Source organism: Janthinobacterium sp. P210005, assembly GCF_036231865.1.
GTDB classification, from domain to species: Bacteria; Pseudomonadota; Gammaproteobacteria; order Burkholderiales; family Burkholderiaceae_D; genus Janthinobacterium; species Janthinobacterium kumbetense.
In genome coordinates, this window is the sequence record NZ_JAZARC010000006.1 from 185,250 (window position 1) to 210,972 (window position 25,723).

18 protein-coding genes are annotated in these 25,723 nt (G+C 64.9%); 4 read left to right on the forward strand and 14 right to left on the reverse strand.

What is annotated here, in order from left to right; all coding sequences use genetic code 11:
• Positions 1 to 2 precede the first annotated feature (2 nt).
• On the forward strand, positions 3 to 4,448 hold the full coding sequence (locus tag VPH40_RS22755; RefSeq protein WP_328574584.1) for an OmpA family protein: 4,446 nt from the start codon (positions 3 to 5) through the stop codon (positions 4,446 to 4,448).
• A 166-nt stretch (positions 4,449 to 4,614) separates the two neighbouring features.
• Positions 4,615 to 5,355 carry a tetratricopeptide repeat protein gene (locus VPH40_RS22760; RefSeq protein WP_251350585.1) on the forward strand — a complete coding sequence of 247 codons (741 nt, stop codon included), beginning with the start codon at positions 4,615 to 4,617 and terminating at the stop codon, positions 5,353 to 5,355.
• A 22-nt stretch (positions 5,356 to 5,377) separates the two neighbouring features.
• Here the strand turns inward: VPH40_RS22760 and VPH40_RS22765 are convergent, their stop codons facing one another.
• The 13 genes from VPH40_RS22765 to VPH40_RS22825 all read right to left on the reverse strand — a co-directional run bounded on the left by VPH40_RS22765 (position 5,378) and on the right by VPH40_RS22825 (position 22,828).
• Positions 5,378 to 6,349, reverse strand: coding sequence for a hypothetical protein (locus tag VPH40_RS22765; protein WP_251350586.1), 972 nt, complete (start codon positions 6,347 to 6,349; stop codon positions 5,378 to 5,380).
• 131 nt (positions 6,350 to 6,480) lie between these two features.
• Positions 6,481 to 9,597, reverse strand: coding sequence for an efflux RND transporter permease subunit (locus tag VPH40_RS22770; protein ID WP_328574585.1), 3,117 nt, complete (start codon positions 9,595 to 9,597; stop codon positions 6,481 to 6,483).
• A gap of 9 nt (positions 9,598 to 9,606) precedes the next feature.
• The gene (locus VPH40_RS22775) at positions 9,607 to 10,782 is read right to left on the reverse strand and encodes an efflux RND transporter periplasmic adaptor subunit (RefSeq protein WP_328574586.1); all 1,176 of its coding nucleotides are present in this window, start codon (positions 10,780 to 10,782) and stop codon (positions 9,607 to 9,609) included.
• 13 nt (positions 10,783 to 10,795) lie between these two features.
• Complete coding sequence (locus VPH40_RS22780; protein ID WP_328574587.1) at positions 10,796 to 12,211, reverse strand: efflux transporter outer membrane subunit; 1,416 nt, start codon at positions 12,209 to 12,211, stop codon at positions 10,796 to 10,798.
• Positions 12,208 to 12,936: a CerR family C-terminal domain-containing protein gene (locus tag VPH40_RS22785; protein ID WP_328574588.1), complete on the reverse strand. Its 729-nt coding sequence runs from the start codon at positions 12,934 to 12,936 to the stop codon at positions 12,208 to 12,210. The genes VPH40_RS22780 and VPH40_RS22785 overlap by 4 nt, the downstream gene beginning before the upstream one ends.
• A gap of 264 nt (positions 12,937 to 13,200) precedes the next feature.
• Positions 13,201 to 14,562 carry a hybrid sensor histidine kinase/response regulator gene (locus VPH40_RS22790; protein WP_099666722.1) on the reverse strand — a complete coding sequence of 454 codons (1,362 nt, stop codon included), beginning with the start codon at positions 14,560 to 14,562 and terminating at the stop codon, positions 13,201 to 13,203.
• A gap of 142 nt (positions 14,563 to 14,704) precedes the next feature.
• Positions 14,705 to 15,439: a 2OG-Fe dioxygenase family protein gene (locus VPH40_RS22795; protein ID WP_099666723.1), complete on the reverse strand. Its 735-nt coding sequence runs from the start codon at positions 15,437 to 15,439 to the stop codon at positions 14,705 to 14,707.
• Positions 15,440 to 15,544: 105 nt separating this feature from the next.
• Positions 15,545 to 17,581, reverse strand: a complete 2,037-nt coding sequence (locus VPH40_RS22800; RefSeq protein WP_328574589.1) for a TonB-dependent receptor — start codon at positions 17,579 to 17,581, stop codon at positions 15,545 to 15,547.
• A gap of 22 nt (positions 17,582 to 17,603) precedes the next feature.
• Positions 17,604 to 18,092, reverse strand: a complete 489-nt coding sequence (locus VPH40_RS22805) for a DUF6702 family protein (RefSeq protein ID WP_328574590.1) — start codon at positions 18,090 to 18,092, stop codon at positions 17,604 to 17,606.
• The gene (locus VPH40_RS22810; RefSeq protein WP_328574591.1) at positions 18,089 to 20,464 is read right to left on the reverse strand and encodes a M1 family metallopeptidase; all 2,376 of its coding nucleotides are present in this window, start codon (positions 20,462 to 20,464) and stop codon (positions 18,089 to 18,091) included. The genes VPH40_RS22805 and VPH40_RS22810 overlap by 4 nt, the downstream gene beginning before the upstream one ends.
• Positions 20,465 to 20,629: 165 nt before the next feature.
• A complete protein-coding gene (locus VPH40_RS22815) occupies positions 20,630 to 21,091 on the reverse strand; it encodes a MarR family winged helix-turn-helix transcriptional regulator (protein WP_099666727.1) in 462 nt (153 codons plus the stop codon).
• 79 nt (positions 21,092 to 21,170) lie between these two features.
• Positions 21,171 to 21,989 carry a sugar phosphate isomerase/epimerase family protein gene (locus VPH40_RS22820; protein ID WP_099666728.1) on the reverse strand — a complete coding sequence of 273 codons (819 nt, stop codon included), beginning with the start codon at positions 21,987 to 21,989 and terminating at the stop codon, positions 21,171 to 21,173.
• Positions 21,989 to 22,828 carry a phytanoyl-CoA dioxygenase family protein gene (locus VPH40_RS22825; protein WP_328574592.1) on the reverse strand — a complete coding sequence of 280 codons (840 nt, stop codon included), beginning with the start codon at positions 22,826 to 22,828 and terminating at the stop codon, positions 21,989 to 21,991. The genes VPH40_RS22820 and VPH40_RS22825 overlap by 1 nt, the downstream gene beginning before the upstream one ends.
• Before the next feature lie 109 nt (positions 22,829 to 22,937).
• Here VPH40_RS22825 and VPH40_RS22830 point away from each other — a divergent pair, with 109 nt between their 5' ends.
• Positions 22,938 to 23,897 carry a LysR family transcriptional regulator gene (locus VPH40_RS22830; RefSeq protein WP_251350599.1) on the forward strand — a complete coding sequence of 320 codons (960 nt, stop codon included), beginning with the start codon at positions 22,938 to 22,940 and terminating at the stop codon, positions 23,895 to 23,897.
• A 25-nt stretch (positions 23,898 to 23,922) separates the two neighbouring features.
• Here VPH40_RS22830 and VPH40_RS22835 read toward each other — a convergent pair whose 3' ends face one another.
• The gene (locus tag VPH40_RS22835; RefSeq protein WP_328574593.1) at positions 23,923 to 24,993 is read right to left on the reverse strand and encodes a hypothetical protein; all 1,071 of its coding nucleotides are present in this window, start codon (positions 24,991 to 24,993) and stop codon (positions 23,923 to 23,925) included.
• A gap of 301 nt (positions 24,994 to 25,294) precedes the next feature.
• Here VPH40_RS22835 and VPH40_RS22840 point away from each other — a divergent pair, with 301 nt between their 5' ends.
• Positions 25,295 to 25,714 carry a hypothetical protein gene (locus VPH40_RS22840; RefSeq protein ID WP_077408133.1) on the forward strand — a complete coding sequence of 140 codons (420 nt, stop codon included), beginning with the start codon at positions 25,295 to 25,297 and terminating at the stop codon, positions 25,712 to 25,714.
• The last annotated feature ends 9 nt before the right edge of the window (positions 25,715 to 25,723 follow it).

A 25,723-nucleotide genomic window follows, 5' to 3' on the forward strand; every position in this document is an offset into this window, starting at 1 on the left:
CCATGAACGTTAGCAATCAAGGCACCTTCACAGCGGCGGCCAGGCCGGCCCCCAAGCGGCTCGTGTATTTGCTCGGCAGCATAGGCTTTGTCTGTCTGGGCGCGCATGCGCAAACGGCAAACGAGCACGCGCTGCGCGGGAAAATGCTGGACCGGGGCCACAGCATGGGGGCGCAGCAGCCCTCGAGCGGCGAGCAGGAGTCGCCCGCTTTCAGCGGCCTGGCGCCGTCTGGCCTGAGCCGCGCCGAGCGCCGCGTGATCCTGGAAGCGGTGCCGCCAGCCACGCCGGCGCAGCAGAGCGTGACCTTTGACGATCTGCTGTCGGGCACCAATTTCGAGTCCGGCCGTGATGTGCTGCTGCCGGCCGCCACGGCCCGGCTTGACGCGCTTGCCGCACGTTTGCGCGGCAAGCAGAAGGTGCGCGTGCAGGTGATCGGGCATACGGACAACCAGCGCATCTCCGCCTGGCTGAAGCCGACCTTCCCGACCAACCAGCATCTGTCGGAGGCGCGCGCGCTGGCCGTCACGGCCTATCTGATGCGTGCACTGGACTTGCCGGCATCGGCCTTTTCCGCCAGCGGCAAGGGAGAGAGCGAAGCGATCGCGTCGAACGTCACACCGCAAGGCATGGCGCAGAACCGCCGCACGGAAATCCGTGCCTGGTACGAGGAAGCCGTCGAACTACCGGCTGTCGCCGCCGCACCGCCGAAGCGCATCGAGACGGTGGTGCAGGTCGACGATTGCGCCGTCGCCAGCCAGGTGGCCAACCGCGATGCGGTCTTCTCCATCAGCATAGACGGCGTGGTGCAGGACACCGATACGCCGCAGCAGGAGGCGGACCGCCAGCGCTGCGTCGACGTCGCGCTGGAGCGCTCCGACATCCAGGTGAAGTACGACCCCCTGAACGTCGCGCCGGCCTTGAATGTCTGGCTGGCGGCGCCTTATGCGCAGCGCCAGGCGCCCGTGCGTTTTGGCACGTACACCAATTATGCATTTTTCCAGCAGCGCGCCGAGATCCGCATCTTCGCCCAGGGGCAGAGCACGCAGGAGCAGCCATTCGCCATCGTGCCCGCGACGATGGGCGAAGCGACGGCCTGGCAGGCGCCGGCCGATGCGCCGGAGCAGATCGGCTACCTGCTGCGCGTGTACGACGCAGGCGGCAAGTTCGACGAGACGCGTTTGCAGCCACTGCGCCTGCTCGATGCGGCGCCACCCGAAGGGCCGGGCAGGAAGGCCGGCGGCGACGCCTTGGCCGGCTGGGGCGAGTCGAGCCTGATCTTGCGCAATATCGATGCATCGGGCGGCAGCGTCACCATCAGCGGCGAGAAGATCAAGCCTGGCCAGCAGGTGACGGCGCTGGGCATGGTCGTGCCGGTCGACGCCAGCGGCAAGTTCGCCATGCGCCAGATCATGCGTCCTGGCCCGCATACGGTGGAAGTGGCCGTGAAGGATGGCAGCGGGGCCGGCATGACCTTCCGCCGCAACCTGAACATCGCCGACAGCGACTGGTTCTATGTGGCGCTGGCCGACCTGACCATTGGCCGCGACCGCACGAAAGGGCCGGCGGAACTGGTCACGGGCGACACGCAGCACTACAGGAACGAGACCTGGGCCGACGGCCGCGGCGCGTTTTACTTGAAGGGCAAGATCAAGGGCGACTACCTGCTGACGGCCAGCGCCGACACGCGCGAACAGCCGCTGCGCGACCTGTTCCACAACTTCCAGAGCAAGGATCCGAACTACCTGCTGCGCCGCATCGATCCGGACAAATACTATCCCGTGTACGGCGACGACAGCACCACCGTCGACGATGCGCCTACCCAGGGGCGTTTTTACGTGCGCCTGGAAAAAGGCGATTCGTCTGTCATGTGGGGGAATTTTCAGACCACCTGGAGCGGCTCGGAACTGGCCCAGTACAGCCGCGGCCTGTATGGTGCCAACCTGCTGTGGAATGGCGCCGCCAGCACCAGCCATGGCGAAAAGGCCAGCACGGTCAACGCCTTTGCCGCTTCGCCGGGCACCTTGCAGTCGCGCGAGGAGTTTCGCGGCACGGGTGGTTCGCAATACTATCTGCGCCACCTGGACCTGACGCAGGGTTCGGAACGCCTGTGGGTGGAAGTGCGCGACAAGGATTCGGGCCTGGTGATCGAGCGCATCCAGCTGACGCCTTCGCAGGATTATGAAATCAACTACCTGCAGGGACGCCTGACCTTGCGCTCGCCGCTGTCCTCCGTGGCCGATGGCGGCGCGCTGGTGCAAAGCGCCAGCTTGAGCGGCAACCCCGTGTACCTGGTGGCGACGTATGAGTATGTGCCGGGCCTGAGCGCCATTTCCGGTACCTCGGTAGGGGTGCGCGCCAGCCACTGGTTCAACGACCATGTGCGCATCGGGGCCAGCAATTATCACCAGGGCGAACAGGGTTCGGACCAGACCCTCAAGGAACTGGACCTGACCTTGCGCTACAGGCCGGGTACCTGGATCAAGGCCGAGGCAGCCCGTTCCAGCGGCGACGCCAGCAGCGTGCTCAGTTCATCGAGCGGAGGCTTCGATTTCAACCAGACGACGGCGGGCGGCCGCCCCGCCAACGCGAAGCGCTTCGACGGCGCGCTGGACCTGGCCGACCTGGGCGGCGCGGCGCGCGGCCGCATCGCCGCCTACTGGCAGGACCGCGAAGCCGGTTACGCGGGACCGGGCATGCAGACCCTGAACGGCGAGGCCGTGCGGCAAACGGGCCTGGCGGCGACGGTGCCGCTGGGCGAGCGCACGGAAGTGTCTCTGAAGGCGGATGACCGCACGGCCACCAGCCAGGATGCACGCGCAGTGGAAGCGGCGCTGCGCCACAAGCTCGATGCGGAGTGGGGCGTGTCGGCAGGTCTGCGGCACGACCGCCGCGACAATGCGGCTGGCAGGGACAATGCCAGCGCCATCCTGAGTCAGGATGGCGGGCGCAGCGACGCCGTGCTGCGCGTCGACTATCGGCCATTGCAGGAGGGCCAGCAAGCCCGGGATGGCGCGCTGGAAAGGACACCGGCGTCGAACGCCGTGCCGCAGCAGGGACTGGAAGGCGGCATCACGGGCCAGCTCGTGACGCAGGGACGCGAGGCAGGCATGGCTGGCGGTCCGCAGTACGGCCCCGACACCACGCTCGCTTCCGGCGTGGCCTCGGCGCGCGTGGCAGGATTGCTGTACGCGCCGTGGGATATGTACGGCTTCGTGCAGCATACCTTGTCGCGCAGCCGCAACCGCGCCCTGAATGACCGCGCGGGACTGGGTGGCACCTACCAGGTGAGCGAACGCCTGCGCCTGGGGGCGGAAGCGTCGGGCGGCAGCGGCGGCGCGGGCGGCCAGCTGTTCGGCAACATGCAGATGGATGAGCGCAGCAGCGTTTACCTGAACTACCGCATGGAGACGGAATCGCCGGATGTGAACTACAGCGGCCGTCAGTCCACGCTGACGGCGGGCAGCCGCTACCGCCTGAACGACAAGGCGGGCCTGTTTGCGGAAAGCCGCTGGGGCAATGGCGCGGGGCCGCAAAGCCTGACGCACGCGTTCGGCGTGGACCTGGCGCCCACCGAGCGCTGGACCACGGGCATCAAGTTCGAGACGGGCACGCTGTCGAATCCCCTGTCGGGCGACTTGAAGCGCGACGCCATCGGCCTGACGGCGGCATATGCCTACGAGCGGCTGAAGTTTTCCAGTGCGCTGGAGTTCCGCACGGACCGCACGAAGTCGCTGGGGACGGTCGATGGCAGTTGCGCCACCATGCCGGCTGACGGCGGCTGCGTCACGGACGCGAACAGCGAACACCGCAAGGTGTGGCTGACGCGCAATGCGCTGAGCTACCAGCTGGACCGCGATTGGCGCCTGCTGGGCAAGTTCAACCTGTCGCGCAGCAGCTCCACGCGGGGGGCCTTCTACGATGGCGACTACACGGAAGTGGTGACGGGGGCGGCCTATCGCCCGGTCGACAACGACCGCTGGAATACCCTGTTCAAGTACACGTACTTTTACAACCTGCCATCGCCAGGCCAGGTTGACGGCGTCACGGGTGGGGTGCTCGACTATACGCAGAAAAGCCATATCCTGAATGTCGATACGACGTATGACGTGCGGCCATGGCTGTCGTTGGGCGGGAAATTCGGCGTGCGCACGGGCCAGTTGCGCGCGTCGAAGACGCAAGGCGAGTGGTTTTCCAGCCGCGCGGAATTGCTGGTGCTGCGCGCCGACTTCCATATCGTCAAGGAGTGGGATGCCTTGATCGAGGGACGCAGGCTGAAGGCGCGCGAGGCGGGCGATGCGCGTGCCGGCGCCCTGGTCGGCGTCTACCGGCATGTGGCGAAGCACGCCAAGATCGGCATCGGCTACAACTTCACGACCTTCTCGGACGATTTGACGGATCTGTCGTACCGCAGCCGGGGCTGGTTCCTGAACGCCATCAGCACGTTCTGACGCCCATAGGCGGGCCAGGAAAGCAGGACGGTCTCGCGGCTGTCCTGCTTTTTTTTCGCCGTTCGCGTGTCTCCCCGGCGGGCTTGCCGTGGTGGCCGGTGTAATATTGAGCCAGGGAAAGCGGCGGCATGGTGCCAGCGGCTCCCGTCACGAACGAGGTTGTAACATGACGATTTTTGGCATAGGCATCCACATCCTGATCGCGGTATTTTTTGCGATTCACGTGGTGCGCAACGGGCAGCAGCTGTACTGGCTGCTCATTTTATTCATGTTCCCGCTGCTGGGCAGCGTGGTGTATTTCTTCGCCATCTACCTGCCCAATTCGCGCCTGCCGCAAGGCGCGCGCAAGGTCGCGTCGGTGGCCGTGCAGGTGCTCGATCCGAACCGGGAATTGCGCGAGGCGAAAGCCGCTTTCGAGTACACGCCGACGGCGCAGAACCAGATGCGCCTGGCCAGCGCGCAGCTGGAAGCGGGCGATGCGCAGGAAGCTGCATCGACGTATGAAGCCTGCCTGCAGGGTGCGTTTTCCTCGGACCTGGAAATTCGGTTGGGCGCGGCACGCGCCTACCTGGAATGCGGGCGCGGCGCCGAGGCCTTGACGCACCTGGAGTTCATCCGTCGCACGGATATCCATTTCCGTCCCGAGATGGTGTCCCTGCTGACGGCGCGCGCGCTGGCGCAAAGCGGGCGCCAGCCGGAGGCGAAGGCGGAATTCGACGATGCGCTGGCGCGCTACAACAGTTTCGAGTGCCGCGCCGAGTGCGCGATCTGGGCGTTGCAGCAGGGCGACAAGGTGCTGTCGGAACGCCTGCTGCTCGATATCGACAACGCCATGGCTCGCTGGAGCAGCCATACGCGTGCCATGTATGCGCCGCTGCTGGCGCGCCTGGAGGCGGCGCGCCGCTGATTTTTTACCACCGGTGCCTGGCTCAGACGCCAGGCACCGTGTTCTTGCCCTCGATTAGCTTGTAGCCCTTGCCATCGAAGCCATAGCGCGCGTGGCCGTTCAAGGGCGTGGCGATGCGCGGCGGGTCCTGATCCGGCTTGATCGTGACGCCCGGCTTGATCTTCTCTGAGGCGCCCTTGAAATCGATCAGCAGATCGTCGTAGGCGCCGCCATTGCGCGCGGGAGCGAAGCGCCACTTGCCGTCGACCATCCAGCACTCGTCCGTGTCAGGCCCGCAGGCGCCCATATTGTCCGAATACAGGTCGATGCCGCCATCGATCGCCGTCACCTTGCCATCGCCGATTTCAAACAGGGCCAGCTGCGTGATGGTGTAACCCTGGCCCGTGTAGCCATGGCGTATCGCCAGTCCCGGCTTGTTCGCACCCAGCATGACCCAGTGCACTTCGCCGAGCTGCCCTGAGGAGCCGAGGGTGGCGATGTTTTCCAGGCGTTTCACGACTTGCCACTGGCCGTCTTCCGGCTGGCCCTTCGGCGCCAGGAAAAACACGTTCAGCAGTCCCGGCGAGGCATGCGCCGATTCGGCCGTGCCTTCCGTGTTCGCCGTTTCCGCATTCGCCACCAGGATGGCACGGCCATCGGGCAGCAGCTTGTGGCTGATGGCGCTGACCACGTAACTGAGTTTGTCGACATGGTTGTCAGGATCGGACAGGTCGGCCAGCGCATCGTCGCTGTCGCTGCGGTAGTCCTTGCCGAAGACGGCGCGCATCATGCCCACTTCGAGCTCGCGCGCTTGCGGCGTGTTCATTGCCTCTGTTCTGGGCGCGGTGGCGGCCGGCGGCGGCACGTGTTCGGTCGATGCCGTGTCGGCTGCGGCGGCAGGGACATCTGCTGCCACGTCAGCCGCCGGGTCGGCGCTGGCGGGGGCGGTCTTGTCCGAGCAGGCGCCGAGCAGTGCGGATACCAGTAGCAGGACGAGCGGGGTGCGGTAATTCATAGGCAGGGCAGATTGCGTTCATGGAGAATGGGCGCAGTATGCCAGATAGATGGAAGCGAGGGAGCGCGGCCTGGTGGCCGGTCCTTCGCTTCCTTGCCCGCAGGGGGCGATTTTGCAAACGGTGGCGGCGCTTATTTTTCCAGCGCCACCTTGTCATCGCGCCGCAGCGGCGCCTTCTGGCGGCGCAGTCTGGCCATGCCGCGCTTGAGCAGGTGCTCCAGGTCGTCGATGTAGGTGAACACGGCCGGCACCACCAGCAGGCTCAGTAAAGTCGAGGTGATCAGGCCGCCGATGACGGTAATGGCCATCGGCGAACGGAAGCTGGGGTCGGCGCCCCAGCCCAGCGCCAGCGGCATCATGCCGGCGCCCATGGCGATCGTCGTCATCAGGATGGGCCGGCTGCGCTTGTGGCAGGCGTCGACCAGCGCATCGAAGCGGTTCATGCCGGCCTGGCGCGCCAGGATCGCATAGTCGACCAGCAGGATCGAATTTTTCGTGACGATCCCCATCAGCATGATCAGGCCGATCATCGACGGCATCGACAGGGCGCTGCCCGTGATCAGCAGGGCCACGAAGGCACCGCCGATCGACAGCGGCAGCGCCGCCAGGATGGTCACCGGCTGCATGAAGTCCTTGAACAGCAGCACCAGCACGCAGTAGATGCACAACACGCCGATCAGCATGGCCAGGCCGAAGCTGGCGAACAGCGAGGCCATTTCCTGCGCGTCGCCCAGTTCGGCGATCTTCACGGACGGCGGCAGATTCTTCATCGACGGCAGCGCGCGCGCTTCTTCGTTCAGTTCGCCCAGGGTGCGCGAACCGAGTTCCACGTCGAGGGTCACGTTGCGGCTGCGGTTCAAGCGGTCGATCTGCGCCGGGCCGCTTTCCATCGTCACGCTGGCCACGTTCGCCAGGCGCACCGGACCATTTTTTCCGGGCACCGTCAGGCGTTCGATGGCGGCCAGGTCGGCGCGCACGCTGTTGGGCAGCTTGACGCGGATCGGCACCTGCCGCTCGGGCAGGTTCATTTTCGTCAGGTCCGTATCGTAGTCGCCGGCCGTGGCCACGCGCACCGTCTCGCCGATGGCTGCCGCCGTCACGCCCAGGTCGGCCGCCTTGGCAAAATCAGGGCGTACGATGATTTCCGGGCGCACCAGCGAAGCGCTGGAATTGACGTTGCCGATGCCTTTCAGGCCGCGCAGTTCGCGCTCGACCTTTTGCGCCGCCGCCATCAGCGCTACCGGGTCTTCCGAGCGCAGCACCAGCTGCATCTTGACGCCAGTGTCGGGCGGCCCCACCGTGAAGCGCGCGCCGGGAATGGCATCGAGCTTGTGGCGCAGCTGCGTTTCCAGGCCCGCCATCGATTCCTTGCGCTCCGTGCGGTGCACGGTGGTCAGAGTCAGCACGGCGCGGCGCGCCTCGGCAGCCGCGCCGGGAGCGAAGGCGTCGCCGCTGGAACCGCCGCCAATCGAACTGAAGACGCCCTGGATGCCTGGCGTGCGCATGGCCGCATCGCGCGCCAGGGCCGCCACGGCCTGCGTTTCGCCCAGGGTGGAGCCGGGCGGCAGTTCCAGGTTGATCTGCGTCTGCGCGCGGTCGGCGGCCGGCACGAAGCCCGTCGGCAGCAGGGGCACGAGCGCGATGGCGCCGACAAAGAACAGGGCAGCGGCGATGGCCGTGGTGCCGCGGTGGTTCAGGCACCAGCGCATGACCTTCAGGTAGCGCGTCATCAGCCAGCCATCCTGTTCTTCCTTGTGCGGCAGCGGTTTCAATATGTAGGCCGCCATCATCGGCGTGAGCAGGCGCGCCACCACCAGCGAGGCCAGTACGGCCAGTACGGCCGTCCAGCCGAACTGCTTGAAGAACAGGCCGGGAATGCCGCTCATGAAGGCCGTCGGCAGGAACACGGCCACCAGCGCGAAGGTGGTGGCGATCACCGCCATGCCGATTTCGTCGGCCGCTTCCATGGCCGCTTCCATGGGCGACTTGCCCATGCGCAAATGGCGCTCGATGTTTTCGATTTCGACGATGGCGTCGTCGACCAGCACGCCGACGACCAACGCCAGCGACAGCAGGGTGACGGTGTTGAGCGTGTAACCGAACCAGTAAATGCCGAGGAAAGCCGGCATCACGGACAGGGGCAGGGCGGCGGCCGCTACCAGGGTGGCGCGCCAGTCGCGCAGGAACCACCACACCACCAGCACGGCCAGCAGCGCGCCTTCGTACAGCAGCTCCATCGAGCCCTCGAAGTTTTCCTCGACGGGGAAGGCATTGTCGATTGACTGCTGCAGCACGACATTCGGGTTTTCCTTCTGCAGGTCGGCGATGGCGTCACGCGCGCCCTTGGCCACGGCCACTTCGCTGGCGCCCTTGGTGCGGAACACTTCAAAGGCGACGACGGTCTTGCCATCCTGCTCGGCCAGTGCGCGCGGTTCGGCGACCGTGTCGTGCACGGTGGCCACCTGGTCCAGGCGCACGTGGCGGCCGTCCGGCAGCGGCACTTCCACGCGCGACAGTTCATCGGCCGTCTTGACGGTGGCGATGGTGCGCACCGACTGCTCGGCGCCGCTGATGTCGCCCCGGCCGCCAGGCGCTTCGCGCTGCACCAGGCGCAACTGGCGCGAGACGTCGAGGGCCGACACTTTCAAGGCGGCCATGCGCGCCTCGTCGAGTTCCACCTGGATCTCGCGGTAGACGCCGCCCACGCGGGTGACGGCGCCCACGCCGGGCACGGTCAGGAGGCGCTTGGCCACCGTGTTGTCGACGAACCAGGACAGGTCGGGAGAATCGAGCGGGTTGTCGACGCCTGGTTTTGCCGTGGCGATAAAGGTCAGCACCACGCGCCCGGCCGTGGACGCCTTGGTGACGGTGGGGTCGCGCAGCTCGGCCGGCATGTCCGCCTTGACGCGGGCGACGGCGTCGCGCACATCGTTGACGGCTTCGGCGATCTGCTTTTCCAGGATGAATTCGACGGTCACCGTGACGACGCCATCGAGCACCTTGGTGTAGATGTTTTTCACGCCTTGCAGGGTGGCGACGGAATCTTCGATCTTGCGCGCCACTTCCGTTTCCAGCTGGGCCGGCGCGGCGCCGGGCAGCACCGCGCTGACGGTGACGATGGGCAGTTCGATGTCGGGGAAATCCTGCACCGGATTGGCCTTGTAGGCCAGCAGACCGGCCAGGGTCAGCAGCACGAACAGCATGATGGCCGGGATCGGATTCTTGATCGAGAGGGAGGAAAAATTCATGGTTTTTCCTTACTTTTTCGCTGCGGCCGGCTTGGCAGCCGCTGCGACCGGGGTTGCCACCGAGTTTTGAACATTCCGCACCAGGTCTCCGTCATTGAGGAAGCCGGCGCCGCTGACGACGATGGTGGTGTCGGCCGTGATGCCGCCTAAAATCTCGATGCGGTCGCTCAGGCGCCGTCCGGCCTGCACCTTGATCTGGCTGACCCGCTGGTCGGCATTCAGGCGGAAGACATAGCTGAAGCCATCGCGCACGGCAATCGCCTGCTGCGGCACCGTCAGCGCGCCCGAGGTGCCCAGTTCGAATTCGCCGCTGGCGTACATGCCGGCCTTGAACGGCGCATTGTTGTCGGTGCTGGCCGGCAGGTCGACGTACACGAGGGCCGAACGCGTCTGCGGGTCGACGGTAGGGGCGATCATGCGCACCTTGCCGGTCAGGACGCTGCCGTTGGCAGCCTTGACCTGCGCCAGGGTGCCCGCTTTCAGGTTCAGCAGCTCGGTGGCCGTCACTTCGGCACGCCATTCGAGGCGGCCCTGGCGGATCATGCGGAACAGTTCCGTGCCGGCGCCCACGACGGAGCCGACGGTGGCCGAGCGCGAGGAAATGATGCCGCTGTCGGGCGCCACCACCTGCGTGTATTTCAGGCGCAGCTGCTGCGACGCCAGCTGCGCCTTGGCGGACGCGATGCGCGCGTTGGCCGTCTGTTCGGCCGTCAGGTACTGGCTGATTTGCTGTGCGCTGATGGCGCCCGTGCTTTGCAGCGAACGGGCGCGCTGCGCGTTCGCGGCGGCTTCTGCCGCATTCGCTTCCGCTTCCAGCACGGCGGCCTTCGCCTGCGCCACGTCGGCATTGACCGTGTCGTTCGAGAACACGGCCAGCACCTGGCCGGCGCGCACCACGTCGCCGACATTCACGCGCACCTCTGTGAGGCGCAAGCCGTTCGATTCGCTGCCGATGACGGCTTCCTGCCAGGCGGCCACGTTGCCGTTGGCCTTCAGCTTGATGGGCAGGCTGGCCGTCTGCGGCTTGGCCGTGGTGACGGTGAGCGCCGGTTTTTGCGCCGCGTTCTTATCCTTGGCGTCGTCGGCCGCCGTGGAGGAAGAGGAGTACAGGGCCACGCCGGCGCCCAGCACCATAAAGAGGGCGGCCAGCGCGAGCGTCATCGGTTTCAAGGTCATTTTTTTCATGTTGTCGTATCCGTCAGGGGGCGTTGTTGGCGATGGCGCTGCTGCTGTTCCAGCCGCCGCCGGCGGCGCGGTACAGCGCCACCCAGGCGGCGCTGCGTTCGCGCTCCAGGTTGACCACGGTGTTTTCGGCGGCCAGGCGCGTGCGGCGCGCGTCTTCCAGTTCGATCAGGCTGGCCAGGCCATTCTTGTAGCGGTCCTCGGTGGCGACAAACGACACGCGGTAGCCTTCCAGGGCCGTTTTCGCGTGGCCGCTGCGCGCGTCCGTGCTGGCCAGGTTGACCAGCGCTTCTTCCACTTCGCGCACGGCCTGGCGCACGCCGGCACGGTACTTCACCACGGCTTCGTCGTAGCGCGCCGTGGCCGCATCGACCTGGGCGCGGCGGGTGCCGCCGTCGAAAATCGGCAGGCTGACTGCCAGCGGTCCGATGCTCCAGGTGCTGGCCGTGATGCTGGTGCCGCCGGCGCGGAGATTGCCCTTGCCGATGGAGCCGGAAAGGCTCAGGCGCGGGTAGCGCTGCGCTTGCGCGCCGCGCACTTCAAAGCTGGCGGCCGCCACTTCGCGTTCGGCGCTGTAGATGTCGGGACGTTGGCCCAGGGTTTGCGCCGGCAGCTCCGCAATCGCCACGGGCGAGGGCAGGATGGCCGGGCTGGCCACCAGCTTCTCGCGCAGCGACGCTTCCGGTATGGCCGACAGGGCCACCAGCGCCTTGACATTCACGTCACAGGCGGCGCGCTGTTCGATGGCGCGGCTGGCGCCTTCGGCGGCGCTGGCGCGGGCCAGGGCGGCGTTGGCGGGCGGCTGGAAGCCGGCGCCGGCGCTCAGCTCCGTCAGGCGTGCCGAGTCGCGGCGCGAGACGGCATCCTGTTCGGACACTGCCTGCAATTGCTGGCAGGTGCGCAGGGCGTAGTACTGGTTTGCCACTTCGGCGGCCACCGAGACGCGGGCCTCATGCCAGCCCGCGCGCGCGCTGTCGTAGCGCTCCTGCGCCGCATCGCGCGTGGCGCGGTTGGCGCCGAAGACGTCGATTTCCCACGACGCCTGCAGCGCGGCCTGCGAGGTGGTGCCGCCGGGCTGCGCCGATTGCTGGCTGGTGCGCACCACGCTGCCCGTCGCATCGAGCGTGGGCGCCAGCGCGGCGCCGCTGGCGACTCTGTCCGCGCGCGCCTGCACGATGCGCGTGCGGGCGGCGGCGATGGTGGGGCTGACCTGCTGCGCGTCGGTGATCAATTCCACCAGCAGGCTGTCACCCTGGCCCTGCCACCAGCTGGCCAGGTCCGTCAGCTTGCCGTTATGCGGCAGTGGCGCCTGCCACTGCACGGGTGCGCTGGCGGCCACCGCTGCGGGCGGCCCCTGCAGGGCGCAACCGCCCAGCACCAGCACGATGCTGGCGGCCAGGACACGTTGAACGGTGCATCGAATAGTCGTCATGCTGGTCCTTCTGCTTGTCGTTGAGCGGTAGGGGGAGAGGGAGGAATGGTCAGGCGCCGGCGCTCCACGTCGGCCATGGCCAGCGCGTAATCGGTCATGCGCGCCAGCCAGGTGTCGATGGCCTGCGGCGATTCCAGTAGTTGCGGGCGCAAGGTTTGCAGCACCTCGGCGCCCACCATGTGCTGCAGGGCCAGCGAAGCGATGGAAAAGGCCAGGCGGTGCATGTCGTCGCTGTCGTCGGGTGCGCCCAGGTGGCGCGCCAGCACGCGCGTGAGCGCCTCGTGTTCGGGGCGGATGTTCTGGTCGATTTCGCGCGCCCACAAGCCCGTCGGTTCGAGCATTTCGCGGCACCACAGGCGCATGCAGTCGCGCGCGATCTCGCCCTGCTGCATGGGGGCTAGCAGCTGCGCATAAAAGCCTTCCAGGCTTTGGCGCAAGGTGAAATGCGGTTGTTCGTACAGGGCGATATTGTCTTGCGGGTTGGCCGACTGCTGGGCGAAGGCGGCGCGGTACAGGCCCGCCTTGTCGCCAAAATAGTAGCTGATGGCTGCCGCGTTCGTGCCGGCCGCCTGCGCCAGTTCGCGCGTGGACGTCTTGGCGTAGCCCTGCTCGGCAAACAGGCGGATGGCGCTATGCAGCAGGCGCTCGCGCGACTGTTCGCCGTCGGAACGGGGCTTGCGCCCTTCGTCGGCGTGGGAAGTGGGGATGGCGTTTTTTTCAATCATGCCGGAGATTTAATCACATATCTCAAACGATTGATATAACTAAATCGTTTGATTTAGTTAAGGAAAGGTGAAGGTGAGGGAAAACGCAGGCAAAAAAAAGCCCGCGGTTGTATTCGCGGGCGTAATCCAATGTTCGGAGAACGAATTGGAGGAGACAGTTCTACTATAGCGCTGAAAATGGTGCGGTGCAATACCGTAGAACTACTGTATCGGTCAGTCCTGGATGGCAAAAAGTCAGTATTCCATGCTGCGGCGCACAGAAACTCAGGCCTTGCTGCGCAGGGCCAGTGTAAACGTGCTGCCTGAGCCGTAGTCGCTGTTGAAAAACAGGGCGCCGCCGATGGCGTTGGCCAGGTTCTGGCACAGGTACAGGCCCAGCCCCGCACCTTCCACGTGGCGCGTGGAGGTGGAATCGAGCTGCGAGAAGGCCTGGAACAGCTTGGCCTGGTCTTCTTCCTTGATGCCGGCGCCGCTGTCGGCGATGCTCATTTCCGTCACCAGCACGCCGTCTTCGTCGCGCTGGGCAAGGCTGATGCGCACCGTGCCCTGTTCCGTGAACTTGATGGCGTTGTTGAGCAAGTTGATGAGGATTTGTGTCAATGCGCGGCGGTCCGTGTCGATGATGGCGGGCGGCTGGCCTTCTTCTCCCAGCGCCATTTCCAGCGCCAGGCCCTTTTGCTGGGCCAGGGGGCGCAGGGTGTCGGCCACGTCGGCCATCAGTTCCTGGCAGTGCACGGGTTCGATCGACAGGGTCAGCTTGCCCGCTTCGATCTTGGCTACGTCGAGGATGTCGTTGATCAGCGAGAGCAGATGGCGCGCGCTGGCGCGGATGGTGTTCAGCTGCTTGTCCTGGTCGGATGTCAGGGGGCCGGGCAGTTTCATCAGCAGCGCGCCCGTAAACCCGATGATGGCGTTGAGCGGCGTGCGCAATTCGTGCGACATGTTCGCGATGAAGGCGGACTTCATGCGGCTCGCCTCGGCCAGCTCCAGGTTTTTCAGGGCGATTTCGCGGTTGATGGTTTCCAGTTCGGCCGCATGGTGCGCCAGGCGCATGTTCAGTTCGATCACCTGGCGTTCGCGCGCCTGCAGTTCGCCGTTGACCTGCACCGCCTGTTCATAGGTGGAAATGAGCAGGTCGAGGATTTGCTGGCGCTCCGCATTGATGAAATGCTTCTGGTCGCCCAGGTACAGGGCGATGCCGATTTCCACATTCTGGTTCTTGCGCAGCTTCTGGTTCATCAGCATGTGGCTGATGCGGTTGAGCAGGTAGTCTTCCGCGTAGGGCTTGCGGATGAAATTGTCGGCGCCGCACTCGATGCCGCGGATGATGTCCTTCGGATCGTTGAGCGAGGTGACGAGGATCACGGGAATGTCGCGCAAGGTCGGATCGGACTTGATGGCGCGGCACAGGTCGTAGCCATTCATTTCAGGCATGACGATGTCGGACAGCACCAGGTGCGGCTTGCGCTCGCGGATGGCGGCCAGGGCCAGCTGGCCATTGGCCGCCACGCGCGCGTTATAGTGCAGGGACTGGATCAGGCGGCGCAAGCGCTCCGCCTGGGTCGGGCTATCCTCGACGATCAGGATCTCGATTTCGTCAGGCTTGATTTGGTTGTTGGAGTCCACAGACCTCTCCTAGAATTTCAGTGTGGTGATGCTGGGCGCGGTGAGCGCGCAATATCGACATCGTATGACTATATCGGATTTAGGTCTGCAAAAGTAACTTCCAAGTAACTATTTTGGCCACAGGGAATGCTGTGGCCGCTTGTCAGTTTTCGCCCTGGAACTGCCCTGCGCGATAGGTCAGCACGAGCGTATCGCGGTGGCCATGTTCGCCGACCGGCTGGATCGGCGTCGATTCGTGGATGACAGACGCATCGTCGAGCAGCAGCAGCGACCACGGCTCGGTCAGGGTAAAGCGCTTGCCGTTGGGGCCATTGGCCTCGAAGATGCGCGTCTCGCCGCCCTTGACCTGTTCGCGCCCGATCAGCAGCACGGCGACGAAATCGACGCCGTCGCGGTGCGCACCTTCCGGCGTGGGGCGGCCGATGCCATCGGTCGTATCGATGCGGAACTGGTGCGCCTCGATGAACCACGGCTGGCTGCCCTTGACCTGTGAGCAGGCGTTGCCCAGCGCGCGGATCAGCTGCTGCCAGGCCGCTTGCGCAACGATAGCCGCTTCGACCGGTTCGAACAGGCGGTGCATGCCGCCGTGCAGGGCGTTGTATTCCACCGGTTGCCAGTGCGGACGGTGCGCCGTCTGCGTCAGGCGCTCGCCATCCTGCACGAAGCACGAGTGGCGCCGGCGGCGATAGCGGCCGCCATCCTTCAGGTAATTGTCCAGCGGGAGGGTATTCCAGCTCCCTTCCAGCGCGCGCAGCGCGGCCAGCGGGCAGCCGGCCAGCGCGGCCACGTCCTGCGGGCGCAGGACGGCATAGCCGTCATCGCGCAAGGCTTCCTTGACGTGGGAAGGGTCGGTAAAGATCGGTGCGGAAGTGCTCATGGCGGTGCCGGCCGCAATGCGGCCTGTCTCAGTTTATCCAGCCTGGCATTCTACGACTTCGCGGCAACTCTTGTGTTAGGTCCGATAGGAATTATTCTTGTTGAGTTAAAAATTCTTTACCAGGGTCAGGCGCAGCGAACGCGATTCCACCGGATGGAAGTGGATATCGTCGACGGGCTGGGCTTCGCCGGGCAGGTGCGAGGCATAGTAATAGTCGATGGCCGAGTCGCGCCGGTTGGCCAGGTTGTAGCCTTCGACTTCCACGCGCAAGGTCTTGTCGATCTGATAGGCGATGCGTCCGTTCAAGCCCACGCTGGCCGCCGAGCGCACGCTGTTGTCTTCAATCAGCGGGCGCGGGCCGAAGTAGCGCAGACGCAAGGAACCCGACCACGGCCCCGGCGGCGTCACCGTCATGGCCAGCTGGGCCACGCCTTCGATGGCGCCGGGGATGAAGTCGCCCGCCGGGTCGCTGCCGCGCGAGCGCGCCCGTGCATATGCCAGGTCCAGGTCCAGCGACAGCCAGCTGGCCGCCTTGTAGTAGCTGGAAAACTCCACGCCGTAGCGGCGGCTGGGGCGGCCCGCCTCGGTGGCGCCCGCGTCGCCGATGAACAGCAGCTCGGAATCGAAGTCCAGGCGGTACAGCGACAGCGAGGTTTGCAGGCCGGCGATGGCGGCGCTGCGCAAGCCCAGTTCCAGCCCGCGCGAACGCACCAGGGGCGTGACCTTGTCGGCCGCCTCGCCCGTCTTCGGGTCGACGGTGATCGTCGTGCCGCGCGCGTCGTTGCTGTGAAAGCCATTGCCGATGTTGAGATACGCTTCCGTATCGCGCCACGGTCCCGCGATCACGCTCAGGCTGGGACTGAACAAATGGTCGCTGGCCGTGCCCGAATTGGCGGCGCGGTCGCTGCGCACGTCGAAGCGGTAGGCGTCCGCGCGCAGGCCGGCCACGGTGCGCAGCCAGCGCGACCAGCGCGTGCTGTTTTCGCCATACACGCCGATGCTCGACTCGACGATGTGGTCTTGCCGCGTGGTCGACAGGATCTGCCGCTGCCGCGTGTTGTACAAGCCATTGTGGATATTGTCGTTCTGCAGCTGCAGACCGATGGTGGTGTCGCTGCTGCCCCTGTCCGTGTGGCGGTGCCAGGTGTGGCTGGCGTCGAGGCCGGCCGTCACGCGCCGGTCGGGCTGGGCGAACTGGTCGCCGTTGTCGGGATCGTCCAGCGCATACGTAAAATTCGAGAACAGGGCCAGGCGGTTGGCGATCACATACGCGCTGACCCTGGACGACACGTCGTCCGTCGTCTGGCGCCAGGCGCCCGACAGGCTGTAGCGCTGCGCCTTGCCGCCGTCGCTGGCATCGATGGCGTCGAAGCGGCCCAGGGTGCCTTCCTTTACGGCGCGCAGCGGAATCTGGTCGGTGGCGTTCCAGCTGGCGTCGTACGCCATGGCCGTGACGTTGAAGCCGTTGTTGGCATAGCCTTCGCTGTAGCGCAGCACGCCATTGAGCTTGCGGTAGCGGTCCGGCTGCGTGAACGGGCCATCGTTATGCTGCGCTTCGAGCGCGTACAGCAGGCTGCCGTCGCCCGCATCGGGCGAATCGGCCAGCAGGGCCCGGCGAAAGCCGTTTTGTCCGAGTCCCACGCTGGCGACGCCCTGCGTCAGGCGGTTCGCATACACGACGGACGCCGCCCCCGCCGAGGAAAAGTCGCCTTGCGCCGCCGAATACGGTCCCTTCTTGTAATCGAGGCGCATGGCCAGTTCGGGTATCAGGAAGTTCAGGTCCGTCCAGCCCTGTCCGTGGCCATGGCTGCGCTGGTTGACGGGCATCTCGTCGACGGTGGTGCGCAAGTCCGTGCCGTGATCGAGGTTGAAGCCGCGCAGGTAGAACTGGTTGGCCTTGCCCTCGCCGCTATGCTGGCTGACGATCAGCCCCGGCACGGCTTCCAGCAGTTCGCCGGGCCGGTAGCTGGTGCGCGCATCGAGCTGCTTTTGCGTGACGCTGCCCGCGTTGGCCGAATCGGCCACGCCCAGCTGGTTCAGGCGCGAACCGTCGACCAGCACGCGCTGGAAGATGTCGTCGGCGTGGGCGGCGACCGGTGAAAACAGGGCGGCGAGGAGAAAGGCAAGATGGCGTGGCGTCATGGGTCTTTGGAAGTGGCGGAGCTTAGCGGATCGGCAGTTCCGTGTTCTGGCGGTCGAAAATCAGCGTCTGGATGCTGCCGCTGTCCTGCACGTTGAGGGTGTTGCGCTGGCTGGGCAGGAAATCGATCAGCAACTGGTTGTGGATGCGTGTGGCGGGGGCCAGGCGCGTGCGTTCGAGCTCCTGGAAGATCACCACGTTGTCGGCATTGACCTTCATGCCGACCCAGTTCAGGCGCAGGCGCTTGCCGTCCGGCGCCACGAGGTAAAACTGTTTTTCGACATAGCGGCGCAGCGCCGCTTCGCTGTCTTCCTGGCCCAGGTCGAACTGGCGCTGGTACAGGTTCGTCAGCAGCGCCTCGACGTCGTGGCCAGTGTAGGTGTGCACCACTTCGGTGCTGCCGCTGGCCGCGTTATAGCTGATATCGGCGATGCCCATATGAAAATTATGGGCACCCGCCGCCATGCTGGCGCAGGCCAGCGTGGCGCAAGCGAGCAGGCGCCAGCGCTTCACGCCTCGTCGCCCTTGGCCGAGCCGCCGTTCTTGCCTTTCAGCGGCGTATGAAAATCGCGCATCAGGTTATCCTTGGGCGATTTCTCGCTCTTGAACAGTTCCAGGCGCGACGGCGTGATTTTTCGCGGCCAAGCGTTGTTGCTCGTGTCGATATCGGCCGTTTCCCAGTACGGGTCCTGCACCAGGCCCACCATCGGTTCATCCGTGATGACGACCTTGGTGATTTTCTTCGGCGAGTAGCGCCACACTTCGGCCGGCACGCGCTCGACGTACTTCTTGCCGCTTTTCAGTTCGATTTCGAGTATCAGCGGCATGACCATACCGCCCACGTTCGACAGGTCGACCAGGTACAGGTGCTTGCCCTGTTTCAGCAAGTCCTTTTCCCACGGTTCCAGGGCGGCCAGCGTTTCGGCGTAGGCGTTGCGGTCCTTGTTGGTCACCGTGAAATCGTCGTGCTGGTTGTAGAAATCCTTCAGCTCCGGATGCGCCTCGACCCGGCGCGGCATGCCCTTGTTGGCGCGGCTCGTGACGGATTCCGGCTGGGCGTCCTTTTGCGCCTTCTTCCACGCTTTTTCCGTTGCCGGATCCTTTGAACTCACGCCATATTCGCTGATGCCGTCGATGCTGATGTCGACCGGGTCGGTCGTATAGAACCAGCCGCGCCAGAACCAGTCCAGGTCCGTGCCGGAGGCGTCTTCCATGGTGCGGAAAAAGTCGGCGGGCGTGGGACGCTTGAACTTCCAGCGCTGCGCATATTCCTTGAAGGCGTAGTCGAACAGTTCGCGCCCGAGGATGGTTTCGCGCAGGATGTTCAGGCCAGCCGCCGGCTTGGCGTAGGCGTTGTTACCGAACTGCAGCAGGGACTCGGAATTGGTCATGATGGGCACCTGGTCGCGGCTACGCATGTAGTCGACGATCTCGCGCGGTTCGCCGCGCGAGGCCGGGTAGTTTTCTTCCCACGCCTGCTGCGCCAGGTATTGCACGAAGGTGTTGAGGCCTTCGTCCATCCACGTCCACTGGCGCTCGTCCGAGTTGATGATCATCGGGTAGTAGTTGTGGCCCACTTCGTGGATGATCACGCCGATCAGGCCATATTTGGTGCGCTTGGAGTAGGTCAGCTCGCCCGTCTTCTTGTCTTTCACCGGACGGGGGCCGTTAAACGAGATCATCGGATACTCCATGCCGCCCACGGGGCCGTTGACGGAGATGGCCGTCGGATACGGATAGTCGATGCTGTACTTGTTGTACTGTTCAATCGTGTGCACGATGGCTTGCGTGCTGTACTTTTCCCACAGGGGATTACCCTCTTTCGGATAGTAGGACATGGCCATCACATCGCTGCCGCCCTTCTTGTAGCCCTGCGCATCCCAGATGAACTTGCGGCTCGAGGCCCAGGCGAAGTCGCGCACGTTGGCCGCCTTGAAGTGCCACGTCTTTTGCGCGCGGCTCACTGTTTTTTCGGCCGCTTCGGCTTCCTTCTGCGTGACGATGACGACGGGCTTGTCGCTGCCGCGGGCCTTTTTCAGGCGCTCGCGCTGCGCGGAAGACAGCACTTCCTGCGGGTTTTGCAGCTCTCCCGTGGAGGCGACGATATGGTCGGCAGGAACGGTCAGCTGCACGTCGTAGTCGCCGAATTCCAGCGTGAATTCGCCGGAGCCGAGGAACTGCTTGTGCTGCCAGCCGGCCGCATCGTAATAGGCCGCCATGCGGGGGAACCACTGCGCCACTTCGAACAGGGCGTTCTTGTCGTCGAAGACTTCATAGCCGGCGCGCCCGCCCAGCACCTTCTGTTCGTTGATGCGGTAATCCCAGTCGATCTGGAAGACGAAATCCTGGCCCGGCTTCAGGGGCTGCGGCAAGTCGATGCGCATCATGGTGCGGTTGATAACGTACTTCAGGGGCTGGCCATCCGCGCCTGTCAAGCGGCGGATATTGAAGCCGCCCTGGAAGTCGCCGCGCGCGAGGATGCCGCGCAAGCCTTCGAACTTCATGGTCTCTTCGCCCGTCGTCTTGGCCCACGCCTGGCGCGAGGGCGCCGTGGTCATGCGGCGCGCGTCGGAATCGGGCTTGTAGATATTCTGATCCAGCTGCACCCACAGGTAGCCGAGGGTGTCGGGCGACTGGTTATGATAGGTGATGGTGCCGCTGCCGGCGATCTCGCGCCTGGCTTCGTCCAGCGTCGCGCGGATAGTGTAGTCGGCGCGCTGCTGCCAGTAGGCGTGGCCCGGCGCGCCGGAGGCCGTGCGGTAGGTATTCGGGGTGGGCAGCACCTCTTCGAGCTGGCGGAACTTGTCGTCGAATGGTTCGGCCGCGAAGGCCGACACGGTAAAACACAGAGCCAACGAGGCTACGGAGCCGAAAGAGATGCGCATATTCACCCTGATGTTGTTGTAAGGAAATAGTGGCAACTATTCTATACGCAGGGCGGGGCCATCCATGTATCGATTTGTAATAAAGAAAGGCGGATTTCACGCCAGCTTTTGCCTGGCGCTGTCAGGGGGATGCTTTACCTGATTTTGCTCGGAAAAGCGGCGCCTTTACTCACTTTTCATCAGGCTGTCGCGCAATTGGTTCAGCTGTTGTTTCATGTCCACAACCTGTTCCACGCTGCACTGGCTGGCCGTCAGGATGGCTTCGGGCAGCAAGGCTGCTTCATGGCGCAGCTGGTCGCCCTGTTCCGTGAGGGAAATGATGACTTGCCGCTCGTCGCTGGCGGCGCGCGTGCGCGTCAACAGGCCCGATTGCTCCATGCGCTTGAGCAGGGGCGTCAGGGTGGCCGAGTCGAGGAACAGGCGCTCGCCCACTTCCGACACCGTCAGGCCGTCGCGTTCCCACAACACCATCATCACCAGGTATTGCGAATAGGTGAGACCGAGCTTGCGCAGGAGCTTGCGGTACAGCTTGTTCATGGCAAGCGAGGTCGAGTACAGCGCAAAGCACAGCTGGCTGTCCAGGCGCGGCACCTGGTGCAAGGGATTGGGGGCGGTGGTGGTATCCATGGGCACAGTATATATAGCGCACTACCTAATTGCAATGCGCGGCGCCGGACCTGGCGATCCGGCACCGGGGCGCATAAGCTTAGCCGGCGTAGCGCGTGCGCAGCAGATCGAGCATGGCGACGTTCTGTTCCCACGCGTCGCTCACGGGCTGCTGCGTCCAGGGCAGCGTTTGCGTGTACGGCGCGGGGCCGAATTCCGGCGTGAACGTCATGCGCTCGGCTCCGGCCGCGCGGCGCAGGGCGACGATGGCATCCCACCAGGCCAGGTGGGCGTCGAGTGCCGGTTTCGCTTCCGGCGCGCGGAAGTCGGCGACCTGCGGCCCTTGCGCATGGCCCACGCGCGCATGCACGTGGCGCACCAGCGGCAGCACCTGCGCCAGGGTCTGCGGCTGGTCTTCCAGCAGCGATTCGCAGGCGCAGCACCAGTGCGACAGGTCGGCCGTCAATGGCAGCTCGGGATACTGCTGCAGATACGGCAGCAGCAGCATCGGATGGCCGGAAAAGCGGCTGCGGTGGATTTCATGCACGATGGGCACGCCGTGCCTGGCCGAGATGGCGGCGGCCAGGTCGAGCAGCTGCGCGTTTTGCGCCAGCGTATAGAAATCCTTGCCCGTGTGCGTGTTGACCAGCACGGGGCGCGCCAAACAGGCGTTTTCCAGCAGTTCGGCCAGGGCGGCGCGGTGCAGATCGAAGTCGCTGTGGAACACGGTTTCCCACTGCGCGGCGATCAGCTGCAGTCCCGCCTTGGCGATGCGCTCCGTCCACTCCTCGCGCTGGGCGACGTCCAGCGGCAGCGACATTTCGATGCCGTCGAAGCCGGCCGCCAGTACCTTGTCGATGAAGACGTCGGGCGGCAGGTCATTATTGCCCCAGTGGGCGGCAAAGATGTCGATGCGCATCAGACGAAGCCCCGCACGGGGAAGGCGTCGCCGCGCTGGATCCAGTTGTGGGCCGCGTATTCCGTCTGGCCGTCGGTGGCGTGCAGGGTGTAGGCGTGGCGCGAGACGGGCGAGCGGTTCGGCGCGCTGTAGTGGGGCAGCAAGCCATGGAAGCAGACGAGGGCGCCGGCCTTGACTTCCAACGGCACGGCCGTGCTGTCGTCGGGCCACGGCATGGCGTCGAGTTTTTCCACGCGCACGGCGTCGCCGTTGCGGATGAAGCGTTCGCGCAGCGGGCCGCGGTGGCCGCCCGGTTCCGCCCACAGGCAGCCGTTGTCCAGGGTGGCGTCTTCCAGCGCGAACCAGAAGGTGGTCACGCTGATCGGCGTGGTCTCGAAATACGTGGCGTCCTGGTGCCAGCGCACTTCGCCGCCGATGCCGGGCTGCTTGAAGATGTACATCGATTGCCATACCTGCGCATCCGCCAGGCCCAGGTCGCGCGCCACTGCGGCCAGTTTCGGGTCGGCCGAAAAGCTGCGGAAGACGGGGTCCAGGTCATGTATGGCGTGGCCGATCTTGTTGATCGACAGGGACTTGGCCTGCTTCAGCTGGCCGTCCGGTCCAAACGCCTCTTCCTCGAAGAAGCAGCGGATGGTGTTGTCGGAAGCGAGAAAATAATCGTTGGTGTTCTTCGCCTGGTCGCGCGTGGTGAAGATGGACTGGCTGACGCTGGGATCGAATTCGTTGACAATCTGCTCGGCGCGCGCGCGCAAGGCGGCGATTTCGTCCGCCCCCTTGAAGCCGGGCAGGATGATGTAGCCGTCGCGTTGGTATTGTTCTTGTTGTTCGATCGTTAGCATGGCGGCGGCTCCGGAGGTCAATGGAAAGCGCCATTGTAGGATGGGCGAGGGCGGCAAACAATTGCCCTGCGGTTGACAGATTGTCGCCAAAGCGAAGACAATCTTTGACATGGATCAACTAAAAGCGATGGAAATCTTTGTCGAAGTGGCGCGCCAGCGCAGCTTTACGGTGGCCGGGCAGCGCCTGGGACTGACGCGCGCCATGGTCAGCAAGACCATCATGCAGCTGGAAGAACGCCTGCATGCGCGCCTGCTGCACCGCTCCACGCGCGAAGTGAGCCTGACGGACGCGGGCCGCGCCTACCTGGCACCGTGCATGGCCACCGTCAGCCAGGCGCAGGAAGCGGCGCGCATGGTGGCGCACGTGGCGCAGGCGGGAGCCGGGGCAGAGCTGGCCGGGCCGCTGCGCATCCAGGCGCCATCGAGTTTCGGCAGCGCGTGGCTGGCCGACGCCGTCGCCCGTTTCAGTTTGCTGCACCCCCAGGTGCAGGCCGAATTGTTTGTCGACGATGCCCTGCTCGACCCGATACGCCACGGTTTTGACTTGACGATACGCGTGGGCGGCATCCCGGACAGCAGCGCTCTGGCCATGCGTCCGCTGGCGCCGTGCCGCGCCGTGCTGTGCGCCAGTCCCGCCTACCTGGCGCAATGGGGCGTGCCGCAGACGCCGCAAGAGCTATTGAAGCACCAGTGCCTGCATTTCAGCCACCTGACGGATGGCACGAACTGGCATTTCCAGCGCGGCGAGGGAGACCGGCAAGAAGCGGTGAGTGTGCGCGTGCAGGCGGGTTTTACGGCGAACAATGGCCTGGTGCTGCACCAGGCGGCGCAGCGGGGACTCGGCATCGTCTACAGCACCACGTTCCTCGCCTGGCGCAACCTGCTCGATGGCAGCCTGGTACCCGTGCTGTCCGGCTGGGAGCTGCCCCTGAATCACTTGAGCGCCCTGTATCCTGCCAGCCGCCAGCCCTCGCCCAAGGTACGCGCGCTGATCGATTTCCTGGTGGCCGAATACCAGCCCGTGCCGCCGTGGGACCGCGAGCTGGCAGCTGCCGGATTTTTCAGCTGAGGGTCAGCCAAGGTTCAATTGAGGCTCAATTGAGTGCGACGGGTTCCACCGTCCACGCGCCATCCGCGTACACGCGCTCGTCGTCCAGATAAACGGCTTGCGTGACGGCGAAGATATCGACGTGATAGCGCGCATCCTTGCGCTTGAATTGCGGCTTGGCGTAGACGCCGTGCTTGGCGCCCAGCGACAGATGGATGCCGCACATGCGTTCATACGTGCCGATGTCGTTGACCAGCTGTTCGCGCGAAAAGGCGCGGTTCATGCCGAAGCCCAGTTCGCGCACCCATACTTCGCCTTCGTGCGCGCGGATGATCTCCAGCATGGCGGTAAATTCCGGCGTGGCGTGTTCCGTGCCCGTCACGCGCCCCTTTTCGATGATCAGGGTGATCGGTGTGTCGGGGCGGTTGACCATGAAGTGCGTGTCGCCGAAAACAAAGATGCGCACGCGGCCATTGACCGCTTCCAGGTCCTGCGCTTCCGTAAACACTTCGCCCAGGGGGAACTGGCCACCGATATTGTTCATGCCGCTGTAGTCGCCGATATTGAGCTTGGCCGATTCGAACGGGGAAGCGAAGACCAGCTGCTCGCCGCCGCTCTCGACCATGCCGTGGCGGGCGCCGTCGATGCGCGTCTTGAGCGCATGGCCCACGCCGCGGTAATAGGCAGGGTCGTAGGCCAGCGAGGCGATGTAATGCAAGCCCTGCACGCCGGGCATGCGCGACAGGTGCACGTGTTCGATGACTTTCAGGCCCCGCTTGAACAGCTCGATGCGGATGCGGAACGCTTCCAGGCGGAAGCTGGTCGACTGGATCAGCACGACGAGGCTGCCCGCCGGCAGTTCGGCAAACGCGGCCAGCACGGCGTCGGGCGTGACGTCGTCGAAATCGATGAAGGCGGCGTCCGGCAAGGCCTGGCGATACGCTTCCGTCAGCACGACATTGAGCCAGCTGCGCTTGTCGCAGACGATCAGGGCCGGTTCGTCGGGGCGGTGGCAGATGGCCATGGCCAGCAGGTCGGCCACGTTTTGCGCGGCCACTTCGGTGGCGGCGGCGCTGATGGCGTCGAGCCGGCTGGTGTCATTCTCGGGAAGCGTCATGGTGCGGAGGTGGGGGACGTGAAGTAATCGCAGCATTATAAGGTGATTGCCACTGGCCACACCATTCCCCATCCGGCGGAGGGCAGGCGGCTGCCGCGCCCCTGATTACTTGTGTAGTGCTTTCCAGCAATGTATTATTTGATAAATGGTATTGCAGGGCATGGCAGCGAGCCTGGGAGTGGCCCGGCGCAGCGGCAAACGCATGCGCACGGCGGCTCGCTTCCAGTGATGCAGGGACAACAAGCCAACAGGCGATGATGAAGAGTGTGAAGTGATGAGCATAATCGGACAAGATATTCCCATGGAGCGGCCGGATACGGATGGGCGCGCCGCCGTCTTCGTTCCCGTCACGGGCGTCAAGGAAGATGTCCTGTTGACCATACGCAAGGGTGCGGCCATCGTCGGCTTTGCCAACCACGACCGTACCATCACCGTGTATTTTGAAAGCAACCGCTTTGACGATCCCGTGCTGGCCAAGTGGGAACACAAGGCGCGCAAGGCCTACGACCGGCTGGTCGATAATGCGCCCACCGTGTCGAAACTGACCACCAGCCCTGCCAATTTCGAGCAGATCGGTTATATCAATGGCAAGGGCATCACCATCCGCCGCATGGAAAGCCTGCAGCGCTGGCTCGCGTATTCGGATGCGATGGAGACTTGCCCGGCAACGGATATCATTCCGCGCACGGTGATAGCGAAACCTGAAAGCGTTAAAGTTTAAGAGCGGCGG

Excerpts from the sequence above, each read along its gene's own strand:
- VPH40_RS22825 (WP_328574592.1), bottom strand. The coding sequence starts at position 22,828 with ATGCTAACGATCGAACAACAAGAACAATACCAACGCGACGGCTACATC.
- VPH40_RS22795 (WP_099666723.1), bottom strand. The coding sequence starts at position 15,439 with ATGAGCACTTCCGCACCGATCTTTACCGACCCTTCCCACGTCAAGGAA.
- VPH40_RS22755 (WP_328574584.1), top strand. The coding sequence starts at position 3 with ATGAACGTTAGCAATCAAGGCACCTTCACAGCGGCGGCCAGGCCGGCC.
- VPH40_RS22780 (WP_328574587.1), bottom strand. The coding sequence starts at position 12,211 with ATGACGACTATTCGATGCACCGTTCAACGTGTCCTGGCCGCCAGCATC.
- VPH40_RS22765 (WP_251350586.1), bottom strand. The coding sequence starts at position 6,349 with ATGAATTACCGCACCCCGCTCGTCCTGCTACTGGTATCCGCACTGCTC.
- VPH40_RS22840 (WP_077408133.1), top strand. The coding sequence starts at position 25,295 with ATGGAGCGGCCGGATACGGATGGGCGCGCCGCCGTCTTCGTTCCCGTC.
- VPH40_RS22815 (WP_099666727.1), bottom strand. The coding sequence starts at position 21,091 with ATGGATACCACCACCGCCCCCAATCCCTTGCACCAGGTGCCGCGCCTG.
- VPH40_RS22775 (WP_328574586.1), bottom strand. The coding sequence starts at position 10,782 with ATGAAAAAAATGACCTTGAAACCGATGACGCTCGCGCTGGCCGCCCTC.
- VPH40_RS22810 (WP_328574591.1), bottom strand. The coding sequence starts at position 20,464 with ATGCGCATCTCTTTCGGCTCCGTAGCCTCGTTGGCTCTGTGTTTTACC.
- VPH40_RS22835 (WP_328574593.1), bottom strand. The coding sequence starts at position 24,993 with ATGACGCTTCCCGAGAATGACACCAGCCGGCTCGACGCCATCAGCGCC.
- VPH40_RS22800 (WP_328574589.1), bottom strand. The coding sequence starts at position 17,581 with ATGACGCCACGCCATCTTGCCTTTCTCCTCGCCGCCCTGTTTTCACCG.
- VPH40_RS22830 (WP_251350599.1), top strand. The coding sequence starts at position 22,938 with ATGGATCAACTAAAAGCGATGGAAATCTTTGTCGAAGTGGCGCGCCAG.
- VPH40_RS22820 (WP_099666728.1), bottom strand. The coding sequence starts at position 21,989 with ATGCGCATCGACATCTTTGCCGCCCACTGGGGCAATAATGACCTGCCG.
- VPH40_RS22760 (WP_251350585.1), top strand. The coding sequence starts at position 4,615 with ATGACGATTTTTGGCATAGGCATCCACATCCTGATCGCGGTATTTTTT.
- VPH40_RS22770 (WP_328574585.1), bottom strand. The coding sequence starts at position 9,597 with ATGAATTTTTCCTCCCTCTCGATCAAGAATCCGATCCCGGCCATCATG.
- VPH40_RS22785 (WP_328574588.1), bottom strand. The coding sequence starts at position 12,936 with ATGATTGAAAAAAACGCCATCCCCACTTCCCACGCCGACGAAGGGCGC.